Below are 17,671 nucleotides of genomic sequence, written 5' to 3'. Positions count from 1 at the left end.
GCGGCCTGTTAAAATCGCTCATTCAACCCCTGCCAGCGCCGACGCCCGTGACCAACACCCCGTCTTCCGCCCCTTCCCCCCTCACCTACCGTGACGCGGGTGTCGACATCGACGCCGGCAACGCGCTGGTCGAGCGGATCAAGCCCCTGGTCAAGCGCAGCTTCCGCCCGGAAGTGATGGGCGGCCTGGGCGGCTTCGGCGCCCTGTTCGACCTGTCCAACAAGTACCGCGAGCCGGTGCTGGTGTCGGGTACCGATGGCGTGGGCACCAAGCTGAAGCTGGCCCACCAGCTGAACCGCCACGATACGATCGGCATCGACCTGGTCGCCATGTGCGTGAACGACGTGCTGGTGCAGGGTGCCGAGCCGCTGTTCTTCCTGGACTACTTCGCCACCGGCAAGCTGGACATCGACACCGCCGCAGCGGTCGTGGGCGGCATCGCCAACGGCTGCACCGAGGCCGGCTGCGCGCTGATCGGCGGCGAAACCGCTGAAATGCCCGACATGTATGCCCCGGGCGAGTACGACCTGGCCGGCTTCACGGTCGCCGCGGTCGAGAAGAGCGAGCTGAAGGACGGCGCCAGCGTGGCCGCCGGCGACGTGCTGATCGGCATCGCCTCGTCCGGTCCGCACTCCAACGGCTACTCGCTGGTGCGCCGCATCTACGACCGCGCCGGCCGCCCGGCCGACCTGGAGCTGGAGGGCGGCGTGAAGCTGGTCGACGCGCTGATGGCACCGACCCGCCTGTACGTGAAGCCGATCCTGGCGCTGCTGAAGTCGCACGGTGCCGCCATCCACGGCATGGCCCACATCACCGGTGGCGGCCTGACCGAGAACATCATCCGCGTGGTGCCCGACGGCCTCGGCCTGGACATCCAGGCATCGTCCTGGACCCTGCCGCCGGTGTTCCAGTGGCTGCAGAAGGAAGGCGCCGTGGCCGACAGCGAGATGTGGCGCACCTTCAACTGCGGCATCGGCTTCGTGCTGATCGTGGCAGCCGACCAGGTCGCCGCCGTGTCCGAGGCGGTCAAGGCGCAGGGCCTGGACCACTGGACCATCGGCCAGGTGGTCACTGCTGAAGGCGCCGAGCGCGTCCACATCGGCTGAACCCGGCCCCGAGGAGCCCGCATGGACGCAATGCCCCCGCTGCCCCCTACCCCCGTGCCGCCGCCAACGACGGCGGTACCGGCGTTCAGCCCCCAGGACGCCGACCACCTGCGCATGCTGTCAATCGCGCACTACGTGGTCGGCGGCCTGATCGCGCTGTTCTCGCTGATCTTCATCGTCCACATCGTGCTCGGCGTCACCGCGCTCACCGGCAACCTGCCGATGAACTCCGGCGGCCAGCCCTCGTCGCCGGCCGAACAGCGCGTGTTCGGCTGGATGTTCGTCGTGATCGGCTGTGTCATCGTGTTCGGTGGCGTCACCCTGGGCGCGTTCGTGGCCTACGCCGGCCGTTGCCTGGCCCGCCGCCGCCGCTACCTGCTGTGCCTGATCGTGGCCGGGCTGGCCTGTCTGTTCACGCCGATCGGTACCGTGCTGGGAGTACTCAGCCTGATCACGCTGCTGCGTCCGCAGGTCAAGGCCGCGTTCGACACAGCGGGCACGGCGGCATGACGAGCCCGGGCGCACCGCCGCCGCTGCCGCAGCAGACCCTGGCGCACCTTCAGCTGGGCAGCCACCTGCAGACGCTGAAGGTGCTGTTCTACGCGCTGGCGGTTTTCCACTGGATGGCCGCGCTGGCCTTCCTCGGTTTCATCGGCCTGGTTGCCAGCTCGCGCGGGCTGGACGATGGCGCGGTACTGGCCACCGTGTACGGCGTCGTTTCAGCGCTGGCTGCCGCGCTGGGCTTCGTGCAGCTGCACACCGCGCGCCTGCTGTCGCGCCGCACCGGGCTGGCCTGGTGCCAGCGCGCGGCCTGGCTGGCGGTGCTGGCCGGCCCGCTGGGCATGGCCCTGACCGCCTATGCCTGGGTGTTCCTGTCCAAGCCTGACATGGCCGCCCTGTTCGACCGCGGCGACCATCTCCGCGTCTGAACTTGCCGGCAGACGCCCCGCCCTTTCCTGATCGACTTCCCATGTCCGCGCCTGCCCTCCCCACGACCGCTTCGCCCAGCGCCTTCCGTTTCTCGCGCCCCAAGAAGCTGGCCTTCGCTGCCGTGCTGGCGGTATTCGCGGTCAGCTGGATCCAGCCGCTGTGGCCCACCGAGCAGGCGCTGCACAGCACGCTGACCGTGATCGGCCTGGGCGCCCTGCTGTGGGTCGACCGCCGGGGTGGCTGGCTGGGCAACGGTGCCTTCATCGCGATCTGCGGCTTCATCGCGCTGCACTGTGTGGCCGCCCGCTGGCTGTACTCGAACGTTCCCTACGACGCGTGGACGCAGGCGCTGATCGGCTGGTCGCCGAATGCGGCGTTCGGCTGGCAGCGCAATCATTTCGACCGCCTCATCCACTTCCTGTTCGGCGTCTGTTTCACGCCGGCACTGCTGCAGCTGGCACGTCACGCCTGGCCGGCGCTGCGCCGCGGCCAGGCCTTCGCCCTGGTGGTGATGACGGTGATGTGCGCCAGCCTGGTCTACGAGTGGTTCGAATGGGCCATCGCGCTCGCCCTGTCGCCGGACGCCGCCGAGGCCTACAACGGGCAGCAGGGCGACATGTGGGACGCCCATGCCGACATGCTGATGGCCACCGTGGGCAGCCTGCTGACCTGGCCGCTGATCCGCCGGAGTACCCCGCAATGACCGCGCCCACCCGCATTGCCGTGCTTGCCTCCGGCCGCGGCAGCAACCTGCAGGCCATCCTCGATGCCATCGCTGCGGGACGCCTGCGCGCCGAGGTCGTCGGCGTATTTTCCGACCGCCCGGCCGCCGCCGCGCTGCAGCGGGTCAGCGCCAACCTGCGCTGGGCGCATGCGCCGAAGGAATTCGACGACCGCGCCGCCTACGAGCAGGCACTGGGCGACGCACTGGCCGCGGTCGCACCGGACTGGATCGTCTGCGCCGGCTACATGCGCATACTCGGCGCCGCCTTCGTGCAGCGCTTCAATGGCCGCCTGGTCAACATCCACCCGTCACTGCTGCCGCTGCACAAGGGGCTGGACACGCATGCGCGGGCACTGGATGCAGGCGATGCCGAGCACGGTGCCAGCGTGCACCTGGTCGTACCCGAGCTGGACGCCGGCGCCGTGCTGGCCCAGGTGCGGGTACCGGTGCTGCCCGGCGATGACGCCGACACCCTGGCCGCGCGTGTGCTGGCGGTGGAGCATCCCCTGCTGATCGCCACGCTGCAGCTGCTGTGCGCCGGCCGCCTGACTGAACGGGAGGGCCAGCCGCAACTGGACGGTCACCCCCTGTTTAGCCCGCTGGCCCTAGATTCCGCCGGGAACCTGAACCGGTAACGCCCACGCACACGCCCCGCTGACTGCGGGGCTGGCATCCTGCCCACCTCCTGCGGCTCCTCTCTTCCATGAAGACCACGACCCTGCTGTCCACTTCGCTGCTGCTGTCGCTTGTCGTGCTCCCCGGCGTGGGTTGGGGCCAGGCGCAGGCGCCTGCCGCCTCGCCGGCTCCGGCGCCGGTGCCAGCGGTGCAACCGCCGGCCGAAGCGGCGGCCCCGGCCCTGCCGGCCTTGGCGTGGGAACCGCCGCCGCTGCAGCCGTTCAGCGCCACCTACCAGGCCTTCTACAAAGGCAAGGAGGCCGGCGACGCCAGCATGCAGGTCACCCATACCGGCGGCAACCAGTGGCGGGTCGACATGCAGGTGGTCGGCCGCCGCGGCTTTGCCAGCGTGCTGGGCCTGAACATCGAGCAGAGCACGGTGTTCGAGGAGCGCGCCGGCGCCTATGCACCGCTGAGCCAGAGCACGGTGCGCAAGGGCCTGTTCCTGGGCAAGAAGGCGGTCGGCACGTACAACTGGCAGGCCGGTACCGCGCAGTGGACCGGCGACGTCGAGAAGAAGCGTGCGCAGCCGATTCCGCTGCAGCCGGGCGACCAGAGCGCCCTGCTGATCAACCTGGCGATCATGCGGGATGCCCGTCCGGGTGCCACCATGCACTACCGCTACGTGGACATGGGCAAGGTCCGCCAGCACGACTACCAGGCCGCGCCGCAGACCGAGAACGTCGAGGTCGGCGACCTGTCCTACAACGCGCTGCGGGTCTACCGGACCAACGGCGGCAACAACGAAACCATCCTCTGGATCGCCAACGGTGTCCCCACCCCGGTGCGCATCCTGCAACGCGAAGACGGCGAAGACCGCGTCGATCTGCGCCTGATCGAATACCAAGGAGTCTGAGCATGAGCACCCTGACCCGCCCCCTCACCTGGATCGCTGCAGCCGCGCTGTCGGTGGCCAGCCTGCCGGCCATGGCCCTGCAGCCGTTCAAGGCCGATTACCTGGCCAGCTACATGGGCATGCAGGCCAATGGCAGCATGACGCTGAGCAGCGAGGGTGCCAACAAGTGGCGCTACACGCTGCAGGTGAAGAACCAGCTGGCCGACCTGAGCCAGAGCACCGTGTTCGAAGAAGTGCGCGGCCAGCTGCGCCCGCTCAGCAGCCAGGACCGTTCGGCGCTGCTGGTGAAGAAGCGCAACGTGCAGGCCAACTACAACTGGACCAGCAACCAGGCCACCTGGACCGGCGACATCAAGCCGGACCGCGCTGGACCTATCGCACTGAAATCCGGTGACATGGACGCGCTGCTGATCAACCTGGCGATCGCCCGTGACCTCGCCGCCGGCAAGCCGCTGACCTATCGCATGGTCGACGAAGGCCGCATCAAGAACATGACCTACCGCGTGATCGGCAAGGAGTCGATCACCGTGGGCGGCAAGAGCTACGAAGCGACCAAGGTCTCGCGTGCCGACGGCAACAAGGAGCTGATCGCCTGGATCGTGCCGGAGTTCCCGGTGCCGGCGCGCATGCTGCAGCGAGAGAACGACCGCGATGCACTGGACCTGACCATCAAGGCGATGAACTGAGTGCCGGGGTCGGATCCCATTCCCTCGGGGATGGGCTCCGACCCCAGGCCCCGCGAAAAGAAAACGCCCGCTTTCGCGGGCGTTTTTCTTACTTCTTTTCTTCGGCCGCCGCCGGCTTGAACTCGGTACGGCAGTCCACGCGGATCTGCTCGCCGGTGCTGCGCCAGACGAAGGTGCGGCAATGGCGGTTGCCGTCCTGGCTGTCATTCACCGCAACCGCATAGAACGACTCGATGATCTCGTCGCGCGAGACCGTGCCATCGCCATTCCAGTCCATGTCCTTCTGCTCGATGCCCTGGGTGATGGCGATGTTGGCGTACCAGGCGTAGCCCAGCCACGCCAGCACGATCAGCACCAGCGCCAGCAGCGCCTTGCGACGCGGGCTGAACTTGCCGCGCAGGATCATGGCACGCGCCGGATGGTGGCACCGAGCGAAGACAGCTTCTCTTCGATGTTCTCGTAGCCACGGTCAAGGTGGTAGATGCGGTCGATGGTGGTCTCGCCGCTGGCCATCAGGCCGGCCAGGATCAGCGAGGCCGAGGCACGCAGGTCGGTGGCCATCACCGGTGCGCCACTCAGGTGCTCGCTGCCCCGCACGATGGCGGTGTGGCCTTCGACCTGGATGTCCGCGCCCAGGCGCAGCAACTCGTTGACGTGCATGAAACGGTTTTCGAAGATCGTTTCGTTGATCACGCCGACGCCGTCGGCCACGCAGTTGAGCGCCATGAACTGCGCCTGCATGTCGGTCGGGAACGCCGGGTACGGCGCAGTGGTCAGGTTGACCGCCTTCGGCCGCTTGCCCTGCATGTCCAGGGTGATGGTGTCGTCGGTGGTCTCGATCTTCGCACCGGCTTCGACCAGCTTGGACAGCACCGCGTCCATGGTGTTCGGGCGCGCACGGTTGACCGTGACCTTGCCGCCGGTCATCGCCGCAGCCACCAGGAAGGTACCGGTCTCGATGCGGTCGGGCAGCACTTCATGGCGGCCGCCGGACAGGCGCTCGACGCCTTCGATGACCAGGCGGGCAGTGCCCAGGCCTTCGATCTTCGCGCCCAGCGCGATCAGGCAATGCGCCAGATCGGTCACTTCCGGTTCCATCGCACAGTTGTCGAGGATGGTGGTGCCTTCGGCCAGCACCGCGCCCATCAGCACGTTCTCGGTGCCGGTAACGCTGACCATGTCGAAGGTGAAATGGCCGCCCTTCAGGCGCTTGGCCGTGGCCTTGATGAAGCCGTTCTCGACCACGATCTCGGCGCCCAGCGCCTGCAGGCCCTTGATGTGCTGGTCGACCGGACGCGAGCCGATCGCGCAGCCGCCGGGCAGCGACACTTCCGCCGCGCCGAAGCGGGCCAGCAGCGGGCCCAGCACCAGGATCGAGGCGCGCATGGTCTTGACCAGCTCGTACGGGGCAACATGCTGGTTCACCGGACGCGGGTCGACCACGATCGCACTGCCGCGCGACAGCGTGCCCTGGTCGATGGTGACCTTGGCACCCAGTTCACCCAGCAGCTTCACCGTGGTGACCACATCGTGCAGGTGCGGCACGTTGGTGATCTCCACCGGCGCATCGGCCAGCAGGGTCGCGCAGAGAATGGGGAGGACGGCGTTCTTGGCGCCGGAGATGCTCACTTCACCGTGCAGCGCAGCGCCGCCGGTCACAACGATCTTGGCCATGTATTCGGGATCTTCTGCGGTTCAGCCGGCTTCGGCCGGGGTCACGGTTTTCAGCGCCAGCGCGTGGATCGCGCCGCCCATCAGGTCGCCCAGGGTGGCATAGACCATCCGGTGGCGGGCCAGCGGCATCTTGCCGGCAAAGGCCTCGCAGACCACGGTCGCTTCGAAATGCACGCCATCGTCGCCCTGCACGTCGGCGCGGGCGCCGGGCAGGCCGGTTTCGATCAGGTTGCGGATGGTGTCGGCGTCCAACGGGCTTTCCTAATAAAATGTGCCTCCATTCTACTTCCGCTGCGTGGCGTCCGCATGGCCGAATCCCTGTTGCCCCCCCGTTCCGTCGACCCTGCCGGCCTGGTCGCCAGCGGCCGCCGCGTCTTCGAGATCGAGCGGCAGGCGCTGGATGCCGTGGCCGACCGCCTCGGCGAGGCCTTCCAGCAGGCTTGCCAGGCGATCCTGGCCAGCCGCGGCCGGGTGGTCGCCACCGGCATGGGCAAGTCCGGGCACATCGCCCGCAAGATCGCCGCTACGCTGGCCTCCACCGGCACTCCCGCGTTCTACGTGCATCCGGGCGAAGCCGGCCATGGTGACCTGGGCATGATCACCGAGGCCGACGTGGTGCTGGCCCTGTCCTATTCGGGCGAATCGGACGAAGTGCTGATGCTGCTGCCGGTGCTCAAGCGCCAGGGCAACGTGCTGATTTCCATGACCGGCCGCCCGCAGTCCAGCCTGGCCACCGCCGCCGATATCCACCTGGACGTCAGCGTGCCGGCCGAGGCCTGCCCGCTGGCGCTGGCGCCGACCTCCAGCACCACCGCCTCGCTGGCGATGGGCGATGCGCTGGCCGTGGCCCTGCTCGACGCACGCGGCTTCACCGCCGACGATTTCGCCCGCTCGCACCCGGCCGGCAGCCTCGGCCGCCGCCTGCTGCTGCATATCACCGACGTCATGCACACCGGGGAGGACCTGCCCAGCGTGGGGGCCGACGCCAGCCTCAGCGAGGCGCTGGTCGAAATGAGCCGCAAGCGGCTGGGCATGACCGCCGTGGTCGATGCCGACGGTGTGCTGATCGGCCTGTTCACCGACGGTGACCTGCGCCGGGCGCTGGACAGCGCGCTGGACGTGCGCACCGCGAAGATCGCCGATGTGATGACCCGCAACCCACGTACCATCGGCGCCGACCAGCTGGCGGTGGAGGCTGCCCGGCTGATGGAGACCCACAAGATCACGGGCCTGATCGTGGTCGACGACCAGGGCCGGGCGGTCGGTGCCCTGAACATTCATGACCTGTTGCGGGCCCGGGTGGTTTAACCGACAGTCCGTAGACCCCATTCAGTCTGTACCGTCCCAACCCGAATCCACCGAGCCTGCCACCCTGATGCCCTGGTCCCCCCTGTCCGCCTTCCCCGCCCACCTGCATGCCGCCGCGGCCCGCGTCCGCCTGGCCTGCTTCGACGTGGACGGCACCCTCACCGACGGTCGGCTGTACTACGACAAGGACGGCAACGAGAGCAAGGCGTACTTCGTGCAGGATGGCCTGGGCCTGAAACTGCTGCAGCAGCACGGCATCCACCCCGTGCTGATCACCGCGCGCAACAGCCAGTCCGCGCTCAGGCGCGGCGCCGACCTCGGCATCGATACCCAGATCGCCGTGGGCGACAAGCTGGCCAGCGTGCAGGCGCTGTGTGCGCAGCACGGCATCGGCCTGGAGCAGGTGGCCTTCATGGGCGACGACCTGCCTGACCTGGCACCGCTGGGCGCGGTCGGCCTGGCGGTGGCGCCGGCCAACGCCCACCCGTGGATCGCCGAGCGCGTGCATTGGCAGACCCGCGCCGATGGCGGACGTGGTGCAGCCCGTGAGCTGTGTGACATCCTGCTGGCCGCGCAGGGACATGTGGACGCGGTCCTGGCGAGGTTCGGCGCATGAACCTGCCGAGCCTGAACTGGCGCACCCTGCTCGGCATCGGCCTGCTGCTGGCGGCCCTGCTCAGCAGCTGGGCGGCCCTGCGCAACCGCGACAAGGGTCCGGCCACTGCCGGCCAGGATGTCGGCGTGGACTACGTCCTGCACGACTTCCAGGTCGTCGCCCTGGATGAGCACGGCAAGGAATCGACCACCCTGCGCGCACCGTTGCTGGAGCGCCAGCGTGGCGACCAGACCATCAACATCGCCACGCCGCTGTTCGAGATGCCGGACAAGGATGGCAAGCACTGGACCCTGCGTGCCGAGACGGGCTGGCTCAGCGCCAAGGGCGACCAGATGAAGCTGCGCGGCAATGTCGCCGGCGACAGCCCGGCCGATCCGGGCGTGGTGCCGACCACCTTCCGCACCGACCACCTGGACGTGTTCCCGAAGGAGAACCGTGCCCGCACCGATGCGCTGGTCACCATGACCCGCCCCGGCATGGAACAGTCCGGCGTTGGCTTCGAGGTGGATTCGAAGAACAACACGTATCATTTCCTCAGCCAGTCCAAGGGCCGTTACACGCCCCGACGCTGATTCCGCCGCCCTCCTGCGACGTCCCCGGACAGGCGCAAGGCAGGCAGCCCACCCATCCGCCCCCGGTTTCCCGGGCGGCCCCACCGGTAGAACGGACCCCGATGAAGATTCCCTTTGCAGCCGTACTCGCGCTCGGTCTCCTTGTTCCCAGCGCTGCCTTTGCCAAGTCCACCGACCGCAACGAGAACATGAACATCGACTCCGGCGCGCAGTCGGGCGTGCTCACCGGCGATGGCAAGACCGTGCTCTCGCAGGGCGTGACCGTCACCCAGGGCTCGCTGGACATCCGCTCGTCCGAAGCCGAGATCTACCTGAAGGACGGCGAGGCCGTGCGTGCGGTGTTCACCGGCAAGCAGGCCACGATGAAGCAGCAGCTCGACGATGGCACCTGGATGGACGCGGTGGCTGATCGCATCGACTACGACATCAAGACCGAGATCATCACCCTGACCGGCAACTACAAGGTCACCAGCGCGCGCGGCACCAATGCCGGCCAGCGCATGGTCTACAACACCCGTAGTGGCGAAATGAATTCCGGTGGCGATGGCAGCCGCGTGCGCACCGTCATTCCGCCGAAGAACAAGAACGCGGCGGCACAGCCGGCGGCCACGCCCAAGGCGGCGGCGCCGGCCAGCACGTCGGCCAAGCCGGCCGGGAGCAAGAAGTAATGCTCGTCGCCAAGGGCCTGCGCAAGCGCTACAAGCAGCGCGAAGTCGTCAAGGACTTCGGGCTGACCCTCGACGCCGGTGAAGTGGTGGGCCTGCTCGGCCCCAACGGTGCCGGCAAGACCACCTGCTTCTACATGATCGTCGGCCTGGTCGCCGCCGATGCCGGCAGCATCGTGCTCGACGGCAAGGACATCACCAGCGATCCGATGTACACCCGTGCCAAGCAGGGCGTGGGCTACCTGCCGCAGGAGCCGTCGGTGTTCCGCAAGCTGACGGTGGCCGACAACCTCCGCCTGGTACTGGAGCTTCGCGAAGACCTGGATTCGGCCGGCCGCGAACGCGAATTGAACAGCCTGCTCGACGAGCTGCAGCTGGGCCATGTGGCCGACCAGCTCGGCGCCAGCCTGTCCGGTGGCGAACGTCGTCGCTGCGAGATCGCCCGCGCACTTGCCGCGCAGCCGCGCCTGATCCTGCTCGACGAACCGTTTGCCGGTGTCGACCCGATCTCGGTGGGTGAAATCCAGCGCATCGTCACCCATCTCAAGCAGCGTGGCATCGGCGTGCTGATCACCGACCACAACGTGCGCGAGACCTTGGGAATCTGCGACCGCGCGTATATCCTCGCCGAGGGCACCGTGCTGGCCCAGGGCTCGCCGGAGGCGATCCTGGACAACGCCGACGTACGTCGCGTCTACCTTGGGGATTCCTTCAAGCTGTGACCGCAGGCGCCGGGTCCCTTTCCTTCCGTTCGGCACAGGCATGAAGACTCGGCTGCAGACATCGTTGGGACAACAGCTGGTGCTCACGCCCCAGCTGCAGCAGGCGATCAAGCTGCTGCAGATGTCCACGACCGAGCTGGAGCTTGAAATCGCCCAGGCCGTGGAGAGCAATCCGCTGCTGGACTGGGCCGACAGCAACGACAGCAGTGCCGCCAATGAGGCCAGCGACAGCACCGATGCCGACGCGCCCGCCGAACGCACCGACAACGGCGACGACTGGGCGCCGGCCGAACTCGACTGGAGTGCCGCCGGCAGTGGTGGCAGCTTCGACGATGACGATGACACCGGCAGTGCCGCCGAGCGCGTGGCGGAAACCGAAACGCTGGCCGACCACCTGCTGTGGCAGCTGCACCTGTCGCATCTTTCCACGCATGACCGCAGCATCGGCGCTGCACTGATCGATGCGCTGGACGACGATGGTTACCTGCGCGAACCGCTGGCCACCATCGCCGAAACCCTGCTGCCGGCGGTCCATGCCGGTGAGGATGAAATCCTCGCGGTGCTGCATCGCATCCAGCGTTTCGACCCGGTCGGCGTTGCCGCGCGCACGCTCGGCGAGTGCCTGCAGCTGCAGCTGGACGTGTTGCCTGCCGACACGCCGGGGCTGGCGCTGGCGCGACAGATTGCCGCAGGCCCGCTGGAACGGCTGCCGCGCAGTGGCGTCTCCGGGCTGGCGCATGAACTGAAACAGCCGCTGGACGAGGTCGAGACGGCGGTCGCGCTGCTGCGCTCGCTGGACCCGCGTCCGGGCACGCAGATCGCGCCGCTGTCGCAGGACACCTATGTGGTGCCCGACGTGGTGGTGTGGCGGCAGAACGGCATCTGGCGCGCAGCGCTGGCGGCCCATGCCGGGCCGAAGGTGGTGATCCACCGTGGCTACGAACAGCTGATCCGCCGCTGTGGCGAGGCCGACGCCGGCTACCTGCGCGGCCAGCTGCAGGAGGCGCGCTGGCTGCTGAAGGGCCTGCAGCAGCGCGGCGAAACCCTGCTGCGGGTGGTGCGCAGCCTGATCCTGCAACAGGCCGGCTTCCTCGAATTCGGCGAGCAGGCGCTGCGCCCGCTGACCCTGCGCGAGATCGCCGCCGAGCTGGGCCTGCACGAATCCACGGTGTCGCGCGCGATCGCCCGCAAGCACGTGCGCACGCCGCGCGGCACCCTGCCGCTGCGCGCCTTCTTCGCCTCGGGCATCGATACCGAAGGCGGTGGCGAGGCGTCCAGCACGGCCATCCAGGCGATGATCCGCCGCCTGATCGACGACGAGAACCCGCGCAAGCCGCTTTCTGACGCCAAGCTGGCTGACCTGCTCAAATCGTCGGGAATTCCAGTAGCGCGACGCACCGTGGCGAAGTATCGTGAAGCCATGAACATTTCCGCCTCGCACGAAAGGGTCAGAATCGCTTGACGCGCCGCCGCGCCCGGCGGAGAGGTTCATTGGCACATCCGAACACAGGAGAAACCCGATGCGCATCGAAACGTTTGGCAAAGACGTCGAAGTCACCCCGGCCCTGCAGTCCTATGTAGAGGAGAAGCTGGCCCGGATCGGAAAACACTTCGACCAGCACTGCGAAGCGCGGGTGACCCTCAAGCTGCAGAAGACCGAACACCACGTCGACGCCAGCCTCAACATTCCGGGGCAGACCCTGCACGCCGAGGCCGGCGGCCAGACCATGTATGCCGCGATCGACCTGCTCGCGGACAAGCTTGACCGCCTGGTCATCAAGCACAAGGAGAAAAAACAGCAGCACGCACCGCTGCCGGTGGGCGACAATGGTGGCTGATCGCCACCGTTCCCCGCAGACATGCCCCTGACTGACCTCCTGGCGGCCGTGCAGACCCAGCTCTGCACGGCCACCGACCGTGACAGCGTCCTGCAGGCCGCCGCCGGGTTGCTGGCCTGCCGCCAGGCCAACGCCGAACAGATCTATCTGAACCTGTGCCAGCGCGAAGCCCTGGGCAGCACCGCGATCGGCCACGGCATCGCCATTCCCCACGGCCGCGCGCCGACCCTGGACCGCCCCCGTGGCGCCCTGCTGCGACTGGCGACCCCGGTCGATTTCGGCGGCGACGAACCGGTGGACCTGGTGTTCGCGATGGCCGTCCCCGCCCACTACACCCACCAGCACCTGATGCTGCTGTCCGAGCTGGCCGAGCTGTTTTCCGCACCGGACATCCGCCAGGCCCTGCGCGAAGCCGGCGATGCCCGGGCGCTGCGCGAGGCGCTGGACATGACCCCACCTGCGAGTGCCGCATGAATACCAGCATCACCGCCCGTGAACTGTTCGAACAGCAGCGCGAGCGGCTGGGGCTGCGCTGGGCCGCTGGCAAATCCGGTGAGAAACGCGAGCTGGAGGCCGGCAACACGGTCTCGCGGCGTCCGTCGCTGGCCGGCTACCTCAATGCGATCTATCCCAACAAGGTGCAGATCCTGGGCACCGAGGAACTGTCCTGGCTGGACGCGCTGGAACCCCGCCAGCGTTGGGAGACCATCGAGAAGATCATGCAGTCGCATCCGCTGGCGCTGGTGCTGACCCGCAACCAGGCGTGCCCGGAAGACCTGCGCGCGGCCGCCGATGAATCCGGCACACCGCTGTGGCTGTCGCCAAAGCGCGGCCACGAACTGCTCAACCACCTGTCCTACCACCTGGCGCGCACGCTGGCGCCGCGGGTGATCCTGCATGGCGTGTTCATGGAGATCTATTCCATCGGCGTGCTGATCACCGGTGAGGCCGGGTCGGGCAAGAGCGAGCTGGCGCTGGAGCTGCTAAGCCGCGGCCATCGCCTGGTGGCCGACGATGCGCCCGAATTCACCCAGATCGCCCCGGACGTGCTCGACGGCACCTGCCCCGAACTGCTGCAGGACCTGCTGGAAGTGCGCGGCCTGGGCGTGCTGAATGTGCGCGAGATGTTCGGCGACACGGCTGTAAAGAAGAACAAGTACCTTCGGCTGATCGTCCACCTGACCAAGCCGATGACCGAACCCACCCCGCATGGCTACGAGCGCCTGACCGGCGACTCGGGCACCCGCCATGTGCTGGACCTCGACGTTCCGCTGATCACCCTGCCGGTGATGCCCGGCCGCAACCTGGCCGTGCTGACCGAAGCCGCCACCCGCCTGCACATCCTGCGCACCAAGGGCATTGATCCGGCAGCGATGTTCATCGCCCGCCACAGCAATCTGCTGGAACGGCGAACACCCTGATTCCCCTGCCCCTCGAAGAGCCTGTCCATGAGCACCGCCACCCCCTCCGCCCCGACCCTGATCATCGTCAGCGGCCTGTCCGGCTCGGGTAAATCCGTCGCCCTGAAGACCTTCGAGGATCAGGACTACTACTGCTCGGACAACCTGCCGATCCACCTGCTGCCGGACTTCGTGCGCAGCCTGCTGGCCAACCACGATGGCAGCGCGCCGCGCCGGCTGGCGGTGGGCATCGACGTGCGCGGCCAGGCCGACCTGAGCCAGCTGGGCGACTGGCGGCAGCTGGCCACCGACGCCGGCGTGGAAGTGAAGGTGCTGTTCTTCGAGGCCAGCGACGAAACGGTGCTCAAGCGCTATGCCGACACCCGCCGCCGCCATCCGCTGAGCCAGCTGGGCCTGTCATTGCCCGAGGCGATCGCCCGCGAGCGCGAGCTGACCGCGCCATTGCGCCGCGAGGCCGATGCGGTGATCGATACCAGCAACCTCAACGTGCACCAACTGCGGCGGCGGATCATCACCGAGTTCGCGATGGACCATGCCACCGGCCTGTCGCTGCTGTTCGAATCATTCGCCTACAAGCGCGGTGTACCCGCCGAGGCGGACTTCGTGTTCGATGCGCGGGTGCTGCCCAATCCACACTGGGACCCGGACCTGCGTGCGCTCAGCGGCCGCGAACCGGGTGTACGCGACTACCTGGAAGCGCAACCGGACGTGCAGCGCTACCTGGCCCAGCTGATGGATTTCCTCGATACCTGGCTGCCGAAACTGGGTGATGGCACCCGCAGCTACGTGACCGTGGCGTTCGGCTGCACCGGCGGCAAGCACCGCTCGGTGTTCCTGGCCGAGCGCATGGCCCGGCATGCCCGCGAGATGGGCTGGCAGGACGTGGCGACGTACCACCGCGAACAGGATTGAGGGTGGCCGGCCGGGCTGCGCCCGACACCCGTCGGTAGTGCCGGCCGCTGACCGGCAACAGCAACAGCAACAGCAAAAGCGGCATTCCGTGGGATGGCGGGGCGGTGTGGGTAGGCAGGACACGCCGTGAACCCCCCTCCGGGGTCCGGCCCAGCCGCTGGCGGCTGGGCGTTCGGGCGCTTGCGAAGCAGTGCTTCGCAAGCAAAGCGCCCTCACCCATGGGGGCTCGATGGCGCCAACGGTCCTGCCTACCCACACCGCCCCGCCTCTGACAGATTCCGTGCGCTGTTGGTAGGTGTCGACCTTGGTCGACACGATGGATCCACACCATGCCTGGATGAATCGCTGCCAGGCATCGAAAAACGCATGGGGTCGGATCCCTTTTCCAGGGGAAAAGGGCTCTGACCCCGATAACGCTGAATACGGGACACAGTGCCCCTCATCTGCTGCTATCGCCGATTCACCTTGACCTGTTAACGTGCAGTAATGACCTGTGGCATTCTCCTCGTAACACATCCCGGGGTCGGGACCGCCCTGCTTGACGTGGCGACCCGGCTCCTGCGGCAATTGCCGCTGAAAACCGAAGCTTTCGAAGTACCGTTCGACGCAGACATGGACGCCCTGCTCCCGCTCGCCTCGGCCGCCCTGCGGCGGGTCGACAGTGGTGAGGGCGTGCTGATCCTGACCGACCTGTACGGCGCCAGCCCCGCCAACCTTGCAGGGCAGCTGGCCCGGCTGGGGACCCCGGTTCGCCGGGTGTCGGCGCTGAGCCTGCCGATGTTGCTGCGGGTGATGAATTATCCGGAACAGGGACTGGATCAACTGCCCGCCACAGCCGCGGCGGGTACCCGTAATGGAGCGATAGTCGACGATGCTTGAACGAGAACTCACCGTCAGCAACCGCCTGGGCCTGCATGCCCGGGCCACCGCCAAGCTGGTGCAGACCCTGGCGCCGTTCCGCTGCAACGTGACCATGGCCGCCAAGGGCCGTGAGATCAACGCCAAGAGCATCATGGGCGTGATGCTGCTGGCCGCCGGCCAGGGCACTCCGGTCACCGTGCGCATCAACGGCGAAGATGAAGCCGCCGCGATGGAGGCGGTGGTGGGCCTGTTCGAACGCCGCTTCGACGAGGACAGCTGAGCGTGCCACGCGCACGCGCCGGCCAGCTCCCTTCCGGCCAACGGCCGGTACAGCTGTTGGCCGGCCATGGCGCGGCGCGCGGAACGGCGATGGGCCGGGCGCGCGTGCGGCTGCCGCATGCACTGGAAGTGGCCGAGCAACGCGTGGCCGCCCACCAGGTCGAGGCCGAACTGGCCCGCCTGCACCGTGCGCTGGATGCCGCGCGTACGGAAATGCACGAACTGCGTCAGCGCCTGCATGGCGCACTGAACCAGGAAGTGGGCGAGTTCCTCGACCTGCACGCGTTGCTGCTGGACGACCCCGAGCTGCTGTATGGCCTGGACGAACTGATCCGCAGCGGCCCGTACAGTGCCGGCTACGCGCTGCGCCTGCAGCGTGACCGCCTGGCCAAGGTCTTCGATGGCATGGACGATGCCTACCTGAAGAGCCGCATGGACGATCTCGACCATGTGATCGGCCGCATCCACGCCTTCCTGCAACCCGAACGCCCGCCGGTGATGAAGGGCCTGGCCGGCGAGATCCTGGTCTGCGACAACATCGCCCCATCCGAACTGGCGCAGCTGCAGGCGCAGGGCGTGGTCGGCATCGTCACCGCCGCCGGCAGCGCGCTGTCGCACAGCGCGATCCTGGCGCGCAGCCTGCACCTGCCCCTGATCGTCAATGTGCCGCAACTGCTCAGCCGCGTCGCCGACGGCGACGTGCTGATCATCGACGGTGCCGACGGCAGCATCACCGTCAACCCGCTGGCCGACAACCTGCGTGACTACCGCGCACGCCTGAAGGAACACGCGCGCGAGCAGCGCGAGCTTGGCCGCCTGCGCAGCAAGCCCAGCCGTACCCGCGACCAGGTCGACATTGCCCTGCTGGCCAATGCCGAATCGCTGGAGGACGTCACCCAGGCGCATGCGCTGGGCGCGCAGGGGCTGGGCCTGTACCGCACCGAATTCCTGTTCCTGCAGCGCAACGAGCTGCCGGACGAAGAAGAACAGTTCCAGACCTACCGTGATGCCGCACTGGGCATGAGCGGCCGGCCGGTGACCATCCGCACGCTCGACCTGGGTGCGGACAAGGCCGATCGTACCGGCCTGACCCTGAGCAACGAAGAGAACCCGGCACTGGGCCTGCGCGGCGTGCGCCTGTCGCTGGCACGGCCCAAGGTGGCCGACACCCAGCTGCGCGCGATCCTGCGCGCCTCGGCCTACGGCAAGCTGCGCGTGCTGGTGCCGATGGTCAGCACCCGCGAGGAACTGCTGGCGGTGCGCCGGCGCATGCTCAAGCTGAGCGAACAGCTGCGCAGCGAAGGCCATATGGTGTCCGAGCACGTGCCGCTGGGCGCGATGATCGAAGTCCCGGCGGCGGCATTGGCGCTGGAGAGTTTCATCGATCTGGTCGATTTCCTGTCGATCGGCACCAACGACCTGGTGCAGTACCTGCTGGCCGCCGACCGCAACAACGAGGCGCTGGGCGAGTTGTATTCACCGTTGCACCCGGCGGTGCTGCGGCTGTTGCAGATGGTGATCGAGACCGGCGCACGCCACCGCATTCCGGTGGCGGTCTGCGGCGAGATGGCCGGTGATGCGCGGATGACCCCGTTGCTGCTGGCGCTGGGCCTGAGCGAGTTCAGCCTGCATCCCGGTACGTTGCTGGAGGTGCGCCGTGCCATCCGCGAAGCCGATCTGGGTGCGCTGCGCGCCCGTGCCCCGAAGCTGCTGGCCGCGCGCGACCGCCGCGCCATCGAACGCTGGCTGGCGCTGGTGGCCGATACGCCCTGACACCACCCGCTCGCCGGACATGCACGCCTGGGGTCAGATCCCTTTTTCGCGGG

At 68.0% G+C, this 17,671-nt stretch carries 23 protein-coding genes; 20 read left to right on the top strand and 3 right to left on the bottom strand.

Annotation, left to right across the window (positions count from 1 at the left end):
* The first annotated feature begins 47 nt into the window (after positions 1 to 47).
* The 7 genes from purM to AC5P7A_RS03495 all read left to right on the top strand — a co-directional run bounded on the left by purM (position 48) and on the right by AC5P7A_RS03495 (position 4,977).
* Positions 48 to 1,106, top strand: coding sequence for a phosphoribosylformylglycinamidine cyclo-ligase (gene purM, locus AC5P7A_RS03525; RefSeq protein ID WP_057495024.1), 1,059 nt, complete (start codon positions 48 to 50; stop codon positions 1,104 to 1,106).
* A 21-nt stretch (positions 1,107 to 1,127) separates the two neighbouring features.
* Entirely contained in the window at positions 1,128 to 1,616 is a 489-nt protein-coding gene (locus tag AC5P7A_RS03520) for a hypothetical protein (protein WP_032957615.1), read from the top strand.
* Positions 1,613 to 2,035, top strand: coding sequence for a hypothetical protein (locus tag AC5P7A_RS03515; protein WP_014646242.1), 423 nt, complete (start codon positions 1,613 to 1,615; stop codon positions 2,033 to 2,035). Before AC5P7A_RS03520 ends, AC5P7A_RS03515 begins: the two co-directional genes overlap by 4 nt.
* Before the next feature lie 41 nt (positions 2,036 to 2,076).
* On the top strand, positions 2,077 to 2,739 hold the full coding sequence (locus AC5P7A_RS03510; RefSeq protein WP_069117523.1) for a DUF2238 domain-containing protein: 663 nt from the start codon (positions 2,077 to 2,079) through the stop codon (positions 2,737 to 2,739).
* Complete coding sequence (gene purN, locus AC5P7A_RS03505; protein WP_049441056.1) at positions 2,736 to 3,395, top strand: phosphoribosylglycinamide formyltransferase; 660 nt, start codon at positions 2,736 to 2,738, stop codon at positions 3,393 to 3,395. Before AC5P7A_RS03510 ends, purN begins: the two co-directional genes overlap by 4 nt.
* 68 nt (positions 3,396 to 3,463) lie before the next feature.
* A complete protein-coding gene (locus tag AC5P7A_RS03500; RefSeq protein WP_049405384.1) occupies positions 3,464 to 4,291 on the top strand; it encodes a DUF3108 domain-containing protein in 828 nt (275 codons plus the stop codon).
* A 2-nt stretch (positions 4,292 to 4,293) separates the two neighbouring features.
* A complete protein-coding gene (locus tag AC5P7A_RS03495; RefSeq protein WP_014036249.1) occupies positions 4,294 to 4,977 on the top strand; it encodes a DUF3108 domain-containing protein in 684 nt (227 codons plus the stop codon).
* 88 nt (positions 4,978 to 5,065) lie between these two features.
* On the opposite strand, the gene AC5P7A_RS03490 is transcribed toward AC5P7A_RS03495, so the two are convergent.
* Genes AC5P7A_RS03490 through AC5P7A_RS03480 form a run of 3 tightly spaced genes read right to left on the bottom strand, consistent with a single transcriptional unit; the run spans position 5,066 to position 6,903 of the window.
* Positions 5,066 to 5,383: a hypothetical protein gene (locus AC5P7A_RS03490; RefSeq protein ID WP_032957609.1), complete on the bottom strand. Its 318-nt coding sequence runs from the start codon at positions 5,381 to 5,383 to the stop codon at positions 5,066 to 5,068.
* Positions 5,380 to 6,651, bottom strand: coding sequence for a UDP-N-acetylglucosamine 1-carboxyvinyltransferase (murA, locus tag AC5P7A_RS03485; RefSeq protein ID WP_014646237.1), 1,272 nt, complete (start codon positions 6,649 to 6,651; stop codon positions 5,380 to 5,382). Before murA ends, AC5P7A_RS03490 begins: the two co-directional genes overlap by 4 nt.
* 21 nt (positions 6,652 to 6,672) lie before the next feature.
* Positions 6,673 to 6,903, bottom strand: a complete 231-nt coding sequence (locus AC5P7A_RS03480; RefSeq protein WP_005408396.1) for a BolA family protein — start codon at positions 6,901 to 6,903, stop codon at positions 6,673 to 6,675.
* 54 nt (positions 6,904 to 6,957) lie between these two features.
* Here AC5P7A_RS03480 and AC5P7A_RS03475 point away from each other — a divergent pair, with 54 nt between their 5' ends.
* The 13 genes from AC5P7A_RS03475 to ptsP all read left to right on the top strand — a co-directional run bounded on the left by AC5P7A_RS03475 (position 6,958) and on the right by ptsP (position 17,618).
* A complete protein-coding gene (locus AC5P7A_RS03475; RefSeq protein WP_014646236.1) occupies positions 6,958 to 7,959 on the top strand; it encodes a KpsF/GutQ family sugar-phosphate isomerase in 1,002 nt (333 codons plus the stop codon).
* 67 nt (positions 7,960 to 8,026) lie between these two features.
* A complete protein-coding gene (locus AC5P7A_RS03470; RefSeq protein ID WP_445392207.1) occupies positions 8,027 to 8,575 on the top strand; it encodes a KdsC family phosphatase in 549 nt (182 codons plus the stop codon).
* Complete coding sequence (lptC, locus tag AC5P7A_RS03465; protein ID WP_014646235.1) at positions 8,572 to 9,147, top strand: LPS export ABC transporter periplasmic protein LptC; 576 nt, start codon at positions 8,572 to 8,574, stop codon at positions 9,145 to 9,147. Before AC5P7A_RS03470 ends, lptC begins: the two co-directional genes overlap by 4 nt.
* A gap of 101 nt (positions 9,148 to 9,248) precedes the next feature.
* Complete coding sequence (gene lptA, locus AC5P7A_RS03460; protein WP_032959333.1) at positions 9,249 to 9,815, top strand: lipopolysaccharide transport periplasmic protein LptA; 567 nt, start codon at positions 9,249 to 9,251, stop codon at positions 9,813 to 9,815.
* Complete coding sequence (lptB, locus tag AC5P7A_RS03455) at positions 9,815 to 10,534, top strand: LPS export ABC transporter ATP-binding protein (protein WP_005415558.1); 720 nt, start codon at positions 9,815 to 9,817, stop codon at positions 10,532 to 10,534. Before lptA ends, lptB begins: the two co-directional genes overlap by 1 nt.
* Before the next feature lie 40 nt (positions 10,535 to 10,574).
* Positions 10,575 to 11,996 (top strand): RNA polymerase factor sigma-54, encoded by a 1,422-nt coding sequence (locus AC5P7A_RS03450; RefSeq protein ID WP_014646233.1) that lies wholly within the window; start codon positions 10,575 to 10,577, stop codon positions 11,994 to 11,996.
* 58 nt (positions 11,997 to 12,054) lie between these two features.
* On the top strand, positions 12,055 to 12,372 hold the full coding sequence (gene hpf, locus AC5P7A_RS03445) for a ribosome hibernation-promoting factor, HPF/YfiA family (RefSeq protein ID WP_005415556.1): 318 nt from the start codon (positions 12,055 to 12,057) through the stop codon (positions 12,370 to 12,372).
* A gap of 21 nt (positions 12,373 to 12,393) precedes the next feature.
* The gene (locus tag AC5P7A_RS03440) at positions 12,394 to 12,846 is read left to right on the top strand and encodes a PTS sugar transporter subunit IIA (protein WP_032130191.1); all 453 of its coding nucleotides are present in this window, start codon (positions 12,394 to 12,396) and stop codon (positions 12,844 to 12,846) included.
* Positions 12,843 to 13,793 carry an HPr(Ser) kinase/phosphatase gene (hprK, locus tag AC5P7A_RS03435; RefSeq protein ID WP_005408388.1) on the top strand — a complete coding sequence of 317 codons (951 nt, stop codon included), beginning with the start codon at positions 12,843 to 12,845 and terminating at the stop codon, positions 13,791 to 13,793. The genes AC5P7A_RS03440 and hprK overlap by 4 nt, the downstream gene beginning before the upstream one ends.
* Positions 13,794 to 13,820: 27 nt before the next feature.
* Positions 13,821 to 14,705, top strand: a complete 885-nt coding sequence (gene rapZ / locus AC5P7A_RS03430; protein WP_014646231.1) for an RNase adapter RapZ — start codon at positions 13,821 to 13,823, stop codon at positions 14,703 to 14,705.
* Between the two features lie 486 nt (positions 14,706 to 15,191).
* Complete coding sequence (locus tag AC5P7A_RS03425) at positions 15,192 to 15,584, top strand: PTS sugar transporter subunit IIA (protein ID WP_032958481.1); 393 nt, start codon at positions 15,192 to 15,194, stop codon at positions 15,582 to 15,584.
* Positions 15,577 to 15,846, top strand: coding sequence for an HPr family phosphocarrier protein (locus AC5P7A_RS03420; RefSeq protein ID WP_005408385.1), 270 nt, complete (start codon positions 15,577 to 15,579; stop codon positions 15,844 to 15,846). Before AC5P7A_RS03425 ends, AC5P7A_RS03420 begins: the two co-directional genes overlap by 8 nt.
* A 2-nt stretch (positions 15,847 to 15,848) precedes the next feature.
* Positions 15,849 to 17,618 carry a phosphoenolpyruvate--protein phosphotransferase gene (gene ptsP, locus AC5P7A_RS03415; RefSeq protein ID WP_032958484.1) on the top strand — a complete coding sequence of 590 codons (1,770 nt, stop codon included), beginning with the start codon at positions 15,849 to 15,851 and terminating at the stop codon, positions 17,616 to 17,618.
* Positions 17,619 to 17,671: the final 53 nt, after the last annotated feature.

It is taken from the genome of Stenotrophomonas sp. YJH_SMC_65, from assembly GCF_059369475.1.
This window is presented reverse-complemented; position numbering and strand designations above follow the sequence as displayed.

Coding starts and splice junctions, on each gene's coding strand:
- purN (WP_049441056.1), top strand. CDS start 2,736: ATGACCGCGCCCACCCGCATTGCCGTGCTTGCCTCCGGCCGCGGCAGC.
- AC5P7A_RS03475 (WP_014646236.1), top strand. CDS start 6,958: ATGGCCGAATCCCTGTTGCCCCCCCGTTCCGTCGACCCTGCCGGCCTG.
- AC5P7A_RS03420 (WP_005408385.1), top strand. CDS start 15,577: ATGCTTGAACGAGAACTCACCGTCAGCAACCGCCTGGGCCTGCATGCC.
- AC5P7A_RS03490 (WP_032957609.1), bottom strand. CDS start 5,383: ATGATCCTGCGCGGCAAGTTCAGCCCGCGTCGCAAGGCGCTGCTGGCG.
- rapZ (WP_014646231.1), top strand. CDS start 13,821: ATGAGCACCGCCACCCCCTCCGCCCCGACCCTGATCATCGTCAGCGGC.
- lptB (WP_005415558.1), top strand. CDS start 9,815: ATGCTCGTCGCCAAGGGCCTGCGCAAGCGCTACAAGCAGCGCGAAGTC.
- AC5P7A_RS03500 (WP_049405384.1), top strand. CDS start 3,464: ATGAAGACCACGACCCTGCTGTCCACTTCGCTGCTGCTGTCGCTTGTC.
- AC5P7A_RS03425 (WP_032958481.1), top strand. CDS start 15,192: ATGACCTGTGGCATTCTCCTCGTAACACATCCCGGGGTCGGGACCGCC.
- AC5P7A_RS03510 (WP_069117523.1), top strand. CDS start 2,077: ATGTCCGCGCCTGCCCTCCCCACGACCGCTTCGCCCAGCGCCTTCCGT.
- AC5P7A_RS03515 (WP_014646242.1), top strand. CDS start 1,613: ATGACGAGCCCGGGCGCACCGCCGCCGCTGCCGCAGCAGACCCTGGCG.
- AC5P7A_RS03495 (WP_014036249.1), top strand. CDS start 4,294: ATGAGCACCCTGACCCGCCCCCTCACCTGGATCGCTGCAGCCGCGCTG.
- AC5P7A_RS03470 (WP_445392207.1), top strand. CDS start 8,027: ATGCCCTGGTCCCCCCTGTCCGCCTTCCCCGCCCACCTGCATGCCGCC.
- murA (WP_014646237.1), bottom strand. CDS start 6,651: ATGGCCAAGATCGTTGTGACCGGCGGCGCTGCGCTGCACGGTGAAGTG.
- lptA (WP_032959333.1), top strand. CDS start 9,249: ATGAAGATTCCCTTTGCAGCCGTACTCGCGCTCGGTCTCCTTGTTCCC.
- lptC (WP_014646235.1), top strand. CDS start 8,572: ATGAACCTGCCGAGCCTGAACTGGCGCACCCTGCTCGGCATCGGCCTG.
- hpf (WP_005415556.1), top strand. CDS start 12,055: ATGCGCATCGAAACGTTTGGCAAAGACGTCGAAGTCACCCCGGCCCTG.
- AC5P7A_RS03520 (WP_032957615.1), top strand. CDS start 1,128: ATGGACGCAATGCCCCCGCTGCCCCCTACCCCCGTGCCGCCGCCAACG.
- AC5P7A_RS03450 (WP_014646233.1), top strand. CDS start 10,575: ATGAAGACTCGGCTGCAGACATCGTTGGGACAACAGCTGGTGCTCACG.
- AC5P7A_RS03440 (WP_032130191.1), top strand. CDS start 12,394: ATGCCCCTGACTGACCTCCTGGCGGCCGTGCAGACCCAGCTCTGCACG.
- hprK (WP_005408388.1), top strand. CDS start 12,843: ATGAATACCAGCATCACCGCCCGTGAACTGTTCGAACAGCAGCGCGAG.